The organism is Paracoccus tibetensis, assembly GCF_900102505.1.
Classification (GTDB): domain Bacteria; phylum Pseudomonadota; class Alphaproteobacteria; order Rhodobacterales; family Rhodobacteraceae; genus Paracoccus; species Paracoccus tibetensis.
This window is the reverse complement of the sequence record NZ_FMVT01000001.1, coordinates 153488-165725: the sequence shown is the minus strand read 5'-3', so window position 1 is coordinate 165725 and position 12238 is coordinate 153488. Positions and strand designations below refer to the sequence as shown.

Below are 12238 nucleotides of genomic sequence, written 5' to 3'. Positions count from 1 at the left end.
CCGCCTCGTTCCCTGCTTTTGGCAAATATCCTATCCTGCGGGAACGCGCCGCGCAAACCCCGGCGGCTTGCCCCCGGGGGCGGATCACGCAATTGTCGGCTCCAGTAAGAGGAGAGCCCGATGTTCACCATCGAACACGATTTCGACGCCACGGTCATCACCCTCATCGACGAGGCCGAGCCGAACACGCGTCCGCTGAACGAGGACGTGGTGATCCTGTCCTTCGACGACCGCGTCGTGGTCGAGCAGATGAGCCCCGAGGGCGACGAGGTGGTCCGGGTCGTCTTCACCATGCACCAGCTGACCGAGCTGCGGCTGGCGCTGAACCTGCCCGAGGGGAACTATCGCCTCGAGCAGCGCGACGGAAAGGGCCTGTGATGCCCACCGCGAACGACGCCGCCCTCGCCTTCCTCGCCGCCCGCCGCTCGCATCCGCCGAAGCTGCTCGCTGCGCCCGGACCGGACCGCGAATCGCTCCTGCGGCTTTTGACGCTGGCCGCCCGTGTGCCCGATCACGGCAAGCTGGAGCCGTGGCGATTCGTGGTGCTGGAGCGGGCGGCGCTGGACCGGCTGGCGCCGCTGCTGCATGCGGCGGTCCTCCGCGACGGCCAGGACCAGGCGGCGGCCGACAAGGCGGCCTCGGCTTTGGCCTCGCCGGTCGTGGTGGCCGTGATCCACACGCCTGTCGAAAGTGCGAAGATCCCGCTCTGGGAGCAGCAGCTCTCGACCGGCGCCGTCTGCCTCAGCCTCGTGAACGCGGCGCTGGCCGAGGGCTGGGGGGCCTGCTGGCTGACCGGCTTCGCTGCGACAAACCGCGACTTCGCCGAGGCGCATCTGGGCCTTGGACACGGCGAGATGATGGCCGGGCTGATCCATATCGGCAGCAGCACGGCGGCGCCGCCCGACCGCCCCCGCCCCGACATCGCGGCCAAGACCACCTGGCTTCAGCCGTGACGCCGCTGCGCGCGCTGCTGCTGGGCTGGCAGGACCTTCTGCGGCCGCAGGTCCTGCGCCTCGTGCTGCTGGGGGTCGGCTTGACGCTGCTGCTCTTCGCGGCGCTTCAGGCAGGGATCTTCTGGCTCCTGCGCCTGTGGGTGCCGGGCGGGCTCACGCTGCCCTGGCTCGGCCAGCTCGAGTTCGGCGCCCTTCTGTCCTGGGGCTCGCTGGCCCTCTTCCCGCTGCTGAGCATCTTTCTGATGGCGCCGGTCGCGGCCGGATTTGCCGGTCTTTTCGCGGAAAACGTCGCCGAGGCGGTCGAGCGCATCCACTACCCGGACCGCTTGGGCGCCTCGCTGGACTTCTTCGACGGGCTGCTCGAATCGGCCGCGGTGGTGCTGGCGGTGCTGGGCGTGGCGCTGCTCTCGCTGGTGCTGACGCCGTTCCTCGGACCCTTCGCGCCGGTGCTGTTCTACGGGCTGAACGGCTGGCTGCTGGGGCGCGAGTTCTTCCAGATGGCCGCGCGCCGCCACCTTTCCGAGGCCGGCGCGCATGATCTGCGGCGCGCCCATTCCGGCAAGGTGCTGGCGACGGGCGTGCTGGTGGCGATCGGGCTGACGATCCCGATCGTCAACATCGCGCTGCCGCTGCTGGCGGCCGCGGCCTTCACGCATCTCTTCCAGATCGTCAGCGGATCAGCTGGTCGAGATTCGCGATATCCGCGCGGGTGATCGTGCCGCTGAAGATCACATAGGCGATCGCCGCCCACATCAGCGCCGTGATCGCCGTCGTCAGCGCCAGCTTGCGCCGCCACGGAACGCCCGCCGGCGCGCCCTCGTGCGTGCCCAGAACGACCTCGCCCGCATCGGCCTGGCTGCGCTGGCCGATCGGCATGACCACGAACAGCGTCAGGAACCACAGCGAGGCGAAGAGGACGATTCCACCGGTCAGGTTCATCAGACTTGCTCCAATTCGACGAGGCAGCCGTTGAAGTCCTTGGGATGCAGGAACAGCACCGGCTTGCCATGGGCGCCGATCTTCGGCTCGCCCGTGCCCAGCACGCGCGCGCCATCGGCCTTCAGCCTGTCACGCGCCGCAAGGATGTCCTCGACCTCGTAACAGATGTGATGGATGCCCCCGGAGGGGTTCTTGTCCAGGAAGCTGCGGATCGGGCTGTCCGGTCCCAGAGGGTGCAAAAGCTCGATCTTGGTGTTCGGCAGCTCGATGAAGACCACCGTGACGCCGTGGTCCGGCTCGTCCTGCGGATCGCGCACCGTGGCGCCGAGCGTGCCGCGATACTGAGCCGCCGCAGCCGCGAGGTCCGGGACTGCGATGGCCACGTGGTTCAACCGTCCGATCATCTGCGCCCTCCATCGACGGCGGCTTTTTACGCGCTTTGCGCGGCCGGCGAAAGGAAAACCGCTTCGGTTAACCTGCCGTTAGCGATTCGGGGCTCTACTGCGGGAAAGCGGATGAACGAGGGTGTGAAGATGTTGACGCAGACGCAGAGCCAGGCCGATAAGCCCTTGCCGATGTGGCGCTTGTCCATGCCGCGCCGCCCCCTGACTGGCCTGACGGTGCTGGTGGTCGAGGACTCGCGCTTCGCGTCCGAGGCGGTGCGCCTGCTCTGCCTGCGCTCGGGTGCGCGCATTCGCCGCGCCGACTGCCTGCGCTCGGCGGCGCGGCACCTGCAGACCTACCGGCCGGCGGTGGTGATCGTCGATCTGGGCCTGCCCGACGGCGACGGCGCCGGCCTGATCCGAAAGATGCACGAGACCCAGCCCCGCGTGCCTGTGATCCTCGGCATCTCGGGCGATCCCGATGCCGCCGGGGCGGCGCTGGCGGCCGGGGCGGACGGTTTCCTAGCCAAGCCGATCGAGAGTCTGGCGGCCTTCCAGCAGGCGATCCTCTCGGCCCTGCCGGTCGAGCAGACGGGGTTCGGCCCGCGCATCCTGCCCGACGACATGATCCAGCCCGACCAGTCGGGCCTGCGCGACGACCTGGCCCATGTGGCCGAGATCCTGGCCAGCGCCGAGGATACTTCGGCCATCGACTACATCGCGCGCTTCCTGGCGGGAGTCGCCCACTCGGCCCATGATCCGGCGCTGGAAGAGGCTGCAAGCGCCCTCGCCCGCGATCATCAGGCAGGAAACGCGCTGGCGACCGACCTCGCGCGGCTCAGCGGCATGGTGCATGACCGCCTCGCCCGCGTGGCCGAGATGTAGGGCTACTCCTTGGGCAGGGCGCGCAGCCGCAGCTCGCGCATCTGCTCGTTGGTGGGCTCGGACGGGGCGCCCATCATCAGGTCCTCGGCACGCTGGTTCATGGGGAACATGATGACCTCGCGGATGTTCTGCTCGTCCGCCAGCAGCATCACGATCCGGTCGATCCCCGCCGCGCAGCCGCCATGGGGCGGGGCGCCATAGCGGAACGCCTTGACCATGCCGCCGAAGCGCTTCTCCACCTCGGAGGCCGGGTAGCCGGCCAGTTCGAAGGCCTTGAACATGATCTCGGGCTTGTGGTTGCGGATGGCGCCGGAGATCAGCTCGTAGCCGTTGCAGGCGAGGTCGTACTGGTAGCCCTTGACCGCCAGCGGATCGCCCGCCAGCGCCTCCATCCCGCCCTGCGGCATCGAGAAGGGGTTGTGGCTGAAGTCGATCTTGCCGTCGTCGGTCTTCTCGTACATCGGGAAATCGACAATCCAGGCGAACTTGAACTGGTTCTCGTCGATGAGGCCCAGCTCGCGTCCGATCTCGTTGCGGGCGCGCCCGGCCACCGCCTCGAACTGCTCGGGCTTGCCGCCCAGGAAGAAGGCCGCGTCGCCCTCGCCCAGACCCAGCTGCACCCGGATCGCCTCGGTTTTCTCGGCGCCCAAAGCCTTGGCGATGGGGCCGGCGGCTTCGGTCGAACCATCCTCGGCCTTGCGCCAGAAGATATAGCCCATGCCGGGCAGACCCTGCCCCTGCGCAAAGGCGTTCATCCGGTCGGCGAACTTGCGGCTGCCGCCCGTCGGCGCGGGGATCGCCCGAACCTCGGTCCCCTCCTGCTCCAGCAGCTTTGCGAAGATCGCAAAGCCCGAGCCGCGGAAGTGGTCGCTGACGACCTGCATCTCGATGGGGTTACGGAGGTCCGGCTTGTCGCTGCCGTATTTCAGCAGGCTCTCGGCATAGGGGATCAGTGGCCAGTCGGCATCGACGCGGCGGCCGCCGCCGAACTCCTCGAAGAGGCCCTGGATCGCCGGCTGGATCGCCGCGAAGACGTCTTTCTGCTCAACGAAGGACATCTCGAGGTCGAGCTGGTAGAAGTCGGTGGGCGAGCGGTCGGCGCGCGGGTCCTCGTCGCGGAAGCAGGGCGCGATCTGGAAATACTTGTCGAAGCCCGCGACCATGATCAGCTGCTTGAACTGCTGCGGCGCCTGCGGCAGGGCGTAGAACTTGCCCGGATGCAGGCGCGAGGGCACCAGGAAGTCGCGCGCCCCTTCGGGCGAGGAGGCGGTGATGATCGGCGTCTGGAACTCGGTGAACCCGGCGCCCCACATCGCGTCGCGCAGCCACTTGATGACGCGCGAGCGCAGCATGATGTTCGCGTGCAGGCTTTCGCGGCGCAGGTCCAGGAAGCGGTAGGCGAGGCGCGTTTCCTCGGGGTAGTCCTGATCGCCGAAGACCGGCAGCGGCAGCTCGTCCGCGGGGCCGAGGATCTCCAGCTCGGTCGCGTAGACCTCGATCTCTCCGGTGGGCAGCTTGGGGTTCACGAGCGCGGCGTCGCGCAGCTTCACGCGGCCGTCGATGCGGATCACCGTCTCGGCGCGCAGCTTCTCCATCGCGGCGAAGGCGGGGCTGTCGCTGTCGGCCAGCACCTGCGTCATGCCGTAATGGTCGCGCAGGTCCACGAACAGCACGCCGCCATGATCGCGCACCCGGTGCACCCAGCCCGACAGGCGGACGGTTTCCCCGGCATGGGCGGCTTGGAGGTCGCCGCAGGTATGGCTGCGATAGGCGTGCATGATCGGTCCCCACTTGTTCAGCCCCCGCAGAAACAGCGGGCGCGTGGGGAAGTCAACCGCTCAGAACGGGCGCTGCACGTTGCCGGTGTAGAAATAGGCGCCCATGCCTACGGCGAACAGCATGTTGCCGGCGACGGCGTGCAGGACAAAGGCCGCCGGGAAGCCGTAGCGCAAATAGGCCCGGCCGAAGATCCAGCCGCCGACAAAGGTCATCAGCGCGACGATCCAGGACCAGTACATCAGATGCGCAAAGGAAAACACGAAGGCGTTCAGCGCGATGGCCGCCTTGCCGGCGGGCAGGATGGCGCCGTAGCGATGGAAGAACAGCGGGCGGAAGATCAGCTCTTGCGGCAGGGCCGAGAGGATCGGGTAGAGCGCGAAGATGACCAGCAGGAAGTCCGGCCGCGCCTGCAGCAGCAGGAACAGCGATCCCGGCCGGGTCCAGGACAGGATGGCCCAGCCCGCGACAAGCGTCGCCAGTGCGATGCCCGCCACCTCGAGCCAAGGGATGCGGCGCCAGCCGCGCACCAGGCTGCGCCAGCGAAAGCCGCCGGTCAGCCACAGAAGCAGCATCCCGGCCAGACTGAAGACCGCGAGCGCGGTGAAGAGGTGCCCCGGCGGCAGGAACAGCGCGATGGCCAGCGGCGCGCCGAAGTAGAGCGCCGCGAACTCAACCATCAGCCAGCGGCGCGGGGCTACCGCACCATGCGTCTCTGCAACCATTGCGCCCAATCCGCAGCCGAACCGACGAAAGCATTGATGTCGGTGTCGCCCCTGATCCCGGGGACGATGCCGGTGCCGGTGTATTGCCAAAAGGTCCAGCGCTGGCCCGGATAGGTCACACTGGGATGGTCCGCGACCGAGCGCAGCCAGAACTCGGCGTTCATCTGGCCCATGCGGTTCTCACGGTAGAAATCGACGGTGGTGTAGATGACGGGACGCTGGCCGTAGTGGCGGCCGACGATCTGCATGAAGATCTCGGCCTCGCGCTGCACCTCGTGCGCCGGGGGACGCCGGGGACAGTTGCGCGAGTTGGTCCATTCGAGATCGAGGACCGGCGGCAGCGAGCCCGCCTCGCGCGGGACGTTGCGGATGAACCAGGCCGCCTGCTCGGCGCCCGTGCGGCAGAAGTAGTAGAAGTGATAGGCGCCGCGGGGAATGCGGGCCTGGGCCGCCTGGCGCCAGTAACGCTGGAAGTTCGGATCGGAATGGTCCCCTCCCTCGGTCGCCTTGATGAAGGCGAAGCTGATGCCGGCGTTGCGGACCTGCATCCAGTCGATGTCGCCCTGCCAGCGCGAGATGTCGATGCCGTGGACCGCGTGGCCGTAGGGCGCGCCGTTGCGCCAGGGATGCGGCTTGCGATCGCCTAGCTGGGGATTGGCGCCCGGCCCCGGCGCGACCTGGTAGCCGCCTCCGTAGCCCGAGGGGGGATACCCGCCACCGCCGCGCGGCGGTGTCCGCGCACATGCCACGGCCACCGCCAACACCAGTGCGCCAAGCACCAGTTTTCCCAGATAGTTCATCCTGCCCCGCCCTTGTCTGTTCGTGAGACTTTGCTTCGCCATGCTTTGCGCATGATTGTTGCCGTTATCTCAGGAACAGCGGGCGGTGTCACCGCATGAGCCAGGTCACGAAACCGTCAGGAGGGATGACGGATGATCGCACAACCTCCGGGTCAGCGTGCCTCAGTTCAGCGGCGCGGTGACCGGATCGACGCCCGGAGCCGTCGAGGGCGCCGTCTCGCCCGGAGCCGTCGCGCCCGAGGGGGGATCGACCGTCCCGGCCGGAATACCGGCATCGGCAGGCGTATTGGCGCCCGGCGTCACCGGCGGTTCGGTCGTGTCCGAGCGGCCTTCGGCATCGCCGAGCGGCATGTCGGCGGGGGGCGGCGTGTTGGCCAGCCCGTCGCCGCCCTCTTCGGGAACGCCGGGGCGGAACACCCAGAACGCGAGCAGGGCGGCCAGAAGGGCTACCGCGATCGCGATGATCGCAGGCTTGTGCCGCCGCGCCGCGCGCTCCGGCTCGTGGTTGTGGGACATGACGTCCTCCTTGCAACTCGTTGGTTGTCAAGCGAACGCCACCTCGCCGGGGTCAGTTCCGGTCCGGCACCAGCTTTCCGGGGTTCAGGATGCCGCAGGGATCGAGCGCCGCCTTGATCGCGCCCATCACCTGCCAGGCATCCCCGTGCTGCGCCGCCATGAGGCCGCGCTTGCCGGTGCCGATGCCGTGCTCGCCGCTGATCGTGCCGCCGACCTCCAGCGCGCGCTCGGCCATGCGGCGCGCGATGGCCTTGGCGGCTGTCAGCTCGGCCTCCGAGGCCGGATCGACCAGCAGCAGCGAGTGGAAGTTGCCGTCGCCGACATGGCCGACGATGGGGCCGATCATGCCCGCCTCGGCGATGTCGCGGGCGGCGGCGGCCACAGCTTCGGGCAGCTGCGACATCGGCACGCAGACATCGGTGACGACGCCTGCGGCACCCGGTCGCAGCGCAAAGGCGGCGTGATAGGCGCCGTGCCGCATCCGCCACAGGCGCGCCCGGTCCTCGGGGCTGGCCGCCCAGTCAAAGCCGGTCGCGCCGAACTCGGTGGCGATCTCGCCGAAGCGGGCCGCATCCTCGCGCACCGCGCCGGGCGAGCCGTGGAACTCGACCATCAGATGCGGCGTCTCGGGCAGGCTGGCGCCGGAATGGAGGTTGAAGGCCCGCGCCGTCGCCGCGTCGACGAACTCGATCCGCGCCATCGGGATACCGCTCTGGATCGTCGCGGTGACACATTCTACCGCCGCCTCAAGGTCGTCAAAGCCGCAGACCGCCGCCGCGACCTCCTCGGGCTGGCCGTGCAGGCGCAGGGTCAGGCGGGTGATGACGCCGAGCGTGCCCTCGGAGCCGACGAAGAGCCCGGTGAGGTCATAGCCCGCGCTGGATTTCGCGGCGCGGGTGCCGGTCTGGATGATGCGGCCGTCGGCCAGCACCACTTCCAGCGCCAGGACGTTCTCGCGCATGGTGCCGTAGCGCACCGCCGTGGTGCCGCTGGCGCGGGTCGAGGCCATGCCCCCGAGGCTGGCATCCGCCCCCGGATCGACCGGGAAGAACAGGCCCGTCGCCCGCAGCTCGCGGTTCAGCGCCTCGCGCGTGACGCCGGGCTGGACATCCACCTGCATGTCGCCCGCCCGCACCTCGAGCACCCGGTTCATCCGGCTGAGATCGAGGCTGACCCCGCCCTGCGTCGCCAGCGCATGCCCCTCCAGCGAGGTGCCGGTGCCCCAGGGGACGACCGGCACGCCGGCCGCCGCGCAGGCCGGCAGGATCTGGGCGATCTCCTCGGCCGTTTCGGGGAAGAGGACGGCATCCGGCGCAGGCGCGCGGTGGAAGCTTTCCGAATGGGCGTGCTGGTCCAGGTCGCCCCTGGCGGTCGAGAAGCGCGGTCCCAGCAGCGCCTGAAGCTGGCCGGCCAGCGCCTCGGGCAGCTCAGCCACGGCGCATCGAGCCCATGCCCAGCACCCGCGCGCGCTTGCGCGGGTCCGCGTCGAACAGGGCCGCCAGCTGCTCGGTGATGGCGCCGGCCAGCTGCTCGGCGTCGGTGATGGTCACGGCGCGGCCGTAATAGCGCGTGACGTCATGGCCGATGCCGATGGCCAGCAGCTCGACCGCGCGCTTCTTCTCGACCATGGCGATCACGTCGCGCAGGTGCTTTTCCAGGTAGTTCGCCGGGTTCACCGAGAGCGTCGAGTCGTCCACCGGCGCGCCGTCCGAGATGACCATCAGGATCTTGCGCGCCTCGGCGCGCTTGACCAGCCGGCGATGCGCCCATTCCAGCGCCTCGCCGTCGATGTTCTCCTTCAGCAGCCCTTCCTTCATCATCAGGCCAAGGTTCGGCCGCACTCGCCGCCACGGCGCGTCGGCGGGCTTGTAGATGATGTGCCGCAGATCGTTCAGCCGCCCCGGCTGCGCGGGCCGCCCGCCGGCCAGCCAAGCCTCGCGCGCCTGCCCGCCCTTCCAGGCGCGGGTGGTGAAGCCGAGGATCTCGACCTTGACGCTGCAGCGCTCGAGCGTCCGCGCCAGCACGTCGGCGCAGATCGCGGCGATGCTGATCGGCCTGCCGCGCATCGAGCCAGAATTGTCGATCAGCAGCGTGACCACGGTGTCACGAAACTCGGTGTCCTTCTCGACCTTGAAGCTCAGCGGCGTTGTCGGGTTCGCCACCACACGCGCAAGGCGGCCGGCATCCAGCACGCCCTCTTCCTTGTCGAACTCCCAGCTGCGGTTCTGCTGGGCCTGAAGACGGCGCTGCAGCTTGTTGGCAAGGCGGCTGACTGCGCCGCGCAGAGGCTCGAGCTGCTTGTCCAGATAGGCGCGCAGGCGCTCCAACTCGGCCGGGTCGGCGAGGTCCTCGGCGCGGATTTCCTCGTCCCATGCTTGGGAAAAGACCTTGTATTCGGCGCTGGCCTCGCTGACCGGGGGCGGCTGGTCGGGGGGCATCTCGGCCTCGGGCATCTCTGCCTCGTCGGCGAATTCCTCGTCCGAGCTGTCGTCCATGCTGACCTGGGCCTGACGCTCGTCCTGCGTCTGCTCCTGGCTGCGTTCGGGGCTGGCCTCGGCGTCCTCGCTGTCGTCCTGGTCGCGGGCCTGGTTGTCGCCGGCCTCCTCGTCCTGCTCGGCGTTCTCGTCGCCCTCGTCCTCCTCGGGCTCGTCGGGGTCCTCGCCCAACTGGTCGCCATAGCCGAGATCGCTGATGATCCGGCGCGAGAGGCGCGCGAAGCTGGCCTGATCGGCCAGCGCGGCATCGGCATCGGCCAGCGCGCCGCCAGCCTGCTGCTCGACAAAGGGGCGCCAGAGATCGGCGACATGTTGGGCGCCGGCGGGCAGCGCGCGGCCGGTCGCGGCTTGGCGCAGCAGGTAGCCCGCCGCCACCGACAGAGGTGCGTCGGCGGGCGCCTTGATCTGGGAATAGCCTTTCTTTTCAGCCTCTACGCCGATGCGCGCATCGATGTTCGACAGCGCGCCGGGCATGTCGCGGGCGCCAAGCGCCTCGCAGCGGGCCGTCTCAAGCGCCTCGTAAAGCTCGCGCGCCATGGGGCCGGCGGGGGCGTAGCGGCTGTGGGTGGCCGCGTCGTGGTGGCGCAGCTTCATAGCCAGCGCGTCGGCGGTGCCGCGGGCCAGCAGCACCTCGTCCCGGCTCATGCGGCGGCTGACCTGCGGCAGGCGCATCGTGTCGCCCGCGACCCCGGAGGGGTCGGCGCTGAAGGTCACGTTCAGCTCGTGCTCGCCCGAGAGGGCGCGCGTCGCCTCGGTCAGGGCCTTCTTGAAGGGGTCGGCGGGGTTGTCGCTGTTCTTCATGGCCTCATCATAGACCACCCCCGGCGGGGGCCCGCAAGAGGCCCGCGCCGCCCGCACCGAGCGGGCACCGGGCGCGCACCGCGCATGCACCGGATGTGCACCGTTCGTGCACCGTTCCCCGGCGCACAGCGCCTGTGCGGGGCCGGCGGCAACCGGCGCAGGGGCGGCGCGTTGGACGGCGGCGCAAGTTCACATGGAGGACATCATGGCCAACCCGAAAATCGCCGTCATCATCAGCTCGACCCGCGAGGCGCGGTTCGCCGACAAGCCCGCCGCTTGGCTGATGGACAAGGTCAAGGATCATGCCGAGCTGGATTTCGAGCTGGTCGACCTGCGCGACCAGGACCTGCCCTTCTTCGACGAGAAGGCCTCGAACCTGTGGATGCCGTCCGAGGACCCGCGCGCGGTCGCCTGGCAGCAGAAGCTGGCGGGGTTCGACGGCTTCATGTTCGTGGTGGCCGAATACAACCGCAGCATCACCGGGGCGCTGAAGAACGCGCTGGACCAGGCCTACAAGGAGTGGAACCGCAAGCCGATGACGGCGCTGGCCTATGGCAGCCTCGGCGGGGCGCGGGCGATGGAGCAGCTGCGCCTCATCTCGATCGAGTTGCAGATGGTGCCGCTGCGCAACGCGATCCATATCGGCGGGGGCGACTTCTTCAAGGTCTCGCCGCTCGGGCAGAACGCGCCGATCAGTGAGATCGAGGAGAACCTCAAGGGCGCGCTGAAGGGCACGCTGGAAGAGCTGACCTTCTACGCGAAACTGCTGAAGGACGCGCGGGTCTGACGCGCCGCAGGCGAGGCGCGCCGCGCGCCTCGCCCTATCCGGCGGCGATCAGCTGGCCTTGGCCGCCGCGCTTTCCGGCAGTTCCTCGTCGAAGAGGCGCTGGTAGAACTCGGCCACGGTCTGGCGTTCCAGTTCGTCGCATTTGTTGAGGAAGGTCAGGCGGAAGGCGTAGCCCACGTTGCCGAAGATGCGCGCGTTCTGCGCCCAGCTGATGACCGTGCGCGGCGACATGACCGTGGACAGGTCGCCCTGCATGAAGGCGGTGCGGGTCAGGTCGGCCAGCGTGACCATCTGGCTGATCGTCTTGCGGCCCTTCTCGTTGTTGTATTGCGGCACCTTCGCGAGGACGATGGCGGCCTCGGCGTCGTGGCTGAGGTAGTTCAGCGTCGCAACCAGCGACCAACGGTCCATCTGGCCTTGGTTGATCTGCTGGGTGCCGTGGTAGAGGCCTGTCGTGTCGCCGAGGCCGACGGTGTTGGCCGTGGCGAACAGGCGGAAATAGGGGTTCGGGGTGATGACCTCGTTCTGGTCCAGAAGGGTCAGCTTGCCGTCTGTCTCCAGCACGCGCTGGATCACGAACATCACGTCCGCCCGGCCCGCGTCGTATTCGTCGAAGACGATGGCGGTGGGGTTGCGCAGCGCCCAGGGCAGGATGCCCTCGTGGAAGACCGTCACCTGCTTGCCGTCCACCAGCTTGATCGCGTCCTTGCCGATCAGGTCGATCCGGCTGACATGGCTGTCAAGGTTCACGCGCACGCAGGGCCAGTTCAGCCGCGCGGCCACCTGCTCGATATGCGTCGATTTGCCGGTGCCGTGATAGCCCTGGATCATGACGCGGCGGTTGTAGGCAAAGCCCGCCAGGATCGCCATCGTGGTGTCGGGGTCGAACTTGTAGGTGCTGTCGATCTCGGGCACGCGCTCGGTGCGCTCGGCAAAGCCCTTCACCTTCATGTCGCTGTCCAGGCCGAAGACCTCGCGCAGGTCGATCTCCTCGGTGGGTTTCGCGTTCATGTCCAGCATTGCCGTGGCCCTCTCCAACATATCGCCGGCATTAGTCGCGCATTCGCCGGGCACGCGCAAGCGCGCGCCGGTCGCGGGGTCGCGCATTCGCCGGGCACGTGCAAGCGCGCGCCGGTCGCGGGAAGGCAGGCGGGCGCCGGCTGACCGGAGGGGGGCCG

Annotated in this window: 14 protein-coding genes; 5 read left to right on the top strand and 9 right to left on the bottom strand. The window is 68.9% G+C overall.

From position 1 onward, the window contains the following. Nucleotides 1-120: 120 nt before the first annotated feature. The 3 genes from BLP73_RS00890 to BLP73_RS00880 are packed head-to-tail and all read left to right on the top strand — an operon-like array spanning nucleotide 121 to nucleotide 1666. Nucleotides 121-378 (top strand): hypothetical protein, encoded by a 258-nt coding sequence (locus BLP73_RS00890; RefSeq protein WP_090739637.1) that lies wholly within the window; start codon nucleotides 121-123, stop codon nucleotides 376-378. Next, nucleotides 378-953: a nitroreductase family protein gene (locus BLP73_RS00885; RefSeq protein WP_090739636.1), complete on the top strand. Its 576-nt coding sequence runs from the start codon at nucleotides 378-380 to the stop codon at nucleotides 951-953. The genes BLP73_RS00890 and BLP73_RS00885 overlap by 1 nt, the downstream gene beginning before the upstream one ends. Further along, nucleotides 950-1666 (top strand): EI24 domain-containing protein, encoded by a 717-nt coding sequence (locus tag BLP73_RS00880; RefSeq protein WP_245686486.1) that lies wholly within the window; start codon nucleotides 950-952, stop codon nucleotides 1664-1666. The genes BLP73_RS00885 and BLP73_RS00880 overlap by 4 nt, the downstream gene beginning before the upstream one ends. Here BLP73_RS00880 and BLP73_RS00875 read toward each other — a convergent pair. Both BLP73_RS00875 and mce read right to left on the bottom strand, forming a co-directional pair. Beyond that, nucleotides 1623-1892 (bottom strand): DUF1467 family protein, encoded by a 270-nt coding sequence (locus BLP73_RS00875; protein ID WP_090739635.1) that lies wholly within the window; start codon nucleotides 1890-1892, stop codon nucleotides 1623-1625. The two genes, BLP73_RS00880 and BLP73_RS00875, sit on opposite strands and share 44 nt — an antisense overlap. Next, on the bottom strand, nucleotides 1892-2296 hold the full coding sequence (gene mce, locus BLP73_RS00870; protein ID WP_090739634.1) for a methylmalonyl-CoA epimerase: 405 nt from the start codon (nucleotides 2294-2296) through the stop codon (nucleotides 1892-1894). Before mce ends, BLP73_RS00875 begins: the two co-directional genes overlap by 1 nt. Nucleotides 2297-2425: 129 nt before the next feature. On the opposite strand from mce, the gene BLP73_RS00865 reads away from it, so the two are divergent. After that, nucleotides 2426-3160: a response regulator gene (locus BLP73_RS00865; protein WP_090740023.1), complete on the top strand. Its 735-nt coding sequence runs from the start codon at nucleotides 2426-2428 to the stop codon at nucleotides 3158-3160. Between the two features lie 2 nt (nucleotides 3161-3162). Here BLP73_RS00865 and aspS read toward each other — a convergent pair whose 3' ends face one another. The 6 genes from aspS to cobT all read right to left on the bottom strand — a co-directional run bounded on the left by aspS (nucleotide 3163) and on the right by cobT (nucleotide 10273). After that, nucleotides 3163-4938, bottom strand: a complete 1776-nt coding sequence (aspS, locus tag BLP73_RS00860) for an aspartate--tRNA ligase (RefSeq protein WP_090739633.1) — start codon at nucleotides 4936-4938, stop codon at nucleotides 3163-3165. 60 nt (nucleotides 4939-4998) lie between these two features. After that, nucleotides 4999-5616: a CPBP family glutamic-type intramembrane protease gene (locus tag BLP73_RS00855; protein ID WP_245686485.1), complete on the bottom strand. Its 618-nt coding sequence runs from the start codon at nucleotides 5614-5616 to the stop codon at nucleotides 4999-5001. A 17-nt stretch (nucleotides 5617-5633) separates the two neighbouring features. Then, nucleotides 5634-6461 (bottom strand): glycoside hydrolase family 25 protein, encoded by an 828-nt coding sequence (locus tag BLP73_RS00850; protein ID WP_175453191.1) that lies wholly within the window; start codon nucleotides 6459-6461, stop codon nucleotides 5634-5636. A 162-nt stretch (nucleotides 6462-6623) separates the two neighbouring features. Then, nucleotides 6624-6977, bottom strand: coding sequence for a hypothetical protein (locus tag BLP73_RS00845; RefSeq protein ID WP_090739631.1), 354 nt, complete (start codon nucleotides 6975-6977; stop codon nucleotides 6624-6626). Between the two features lie 52 nt (nucleotides 6978-7029). After that, on the bottom strand, nucleotides 7030-8412 hold the full coding sequence (locus BLP73_RS00840) for an FAD-binding oxidoreductase (RefSeq protein WP_245686484.1): 1383 nt from the start codon (nucleotides 8410-8412) through the stop codon (nucleotides 7030-7032). After that, nucleotides 8405-10273, bottom strand: a complete 1869-nt coding sequence (gene cobT / locus BLP73_RS00835; protein WP_090739630.1) for a cobaltochelatase subunit CobT — start codon at nucleotides 10271-10273, stop codon at nucleotides 8405-8407. The genes BLP73_RS00840 and cobT overlap by 8 nt, the downstream gene beginning before the upstream one ends. Before the next feature lie 202 nt (nucleotides 10274-10475). On the opposite strand from cobT, the gene BLP73_RS00830 reads away from it, so the two are divergent. Further along, nucleotides 10476-11060, top strand: coding sequence for an NADPH-dependent FMN reductase (locus BLP73_RS00830; RefSeq protein ID WP_245686518.1), 585 nt, complete (start codon nucleotides 10476-10478; stop codon nucleotides 11058-11060). A gap of 48 nt (nucleotides 11061-11108) precedes the next feature. On the opposite strand, the gene cobS is transcribed toward BLP73_RS00830, so the two are convergent. Further along, entirely contained in the window at nucleotides 11109-12080 is a 972-nt protein-coding gene (gene cobS / locus BLP73_RS00825) for a cobaltochelatase subunit CobS (protein ID WP_090739629.1), read from the bottom strand. Nucleotides 12081-12238: the final 158 nt, after the last annotated feature.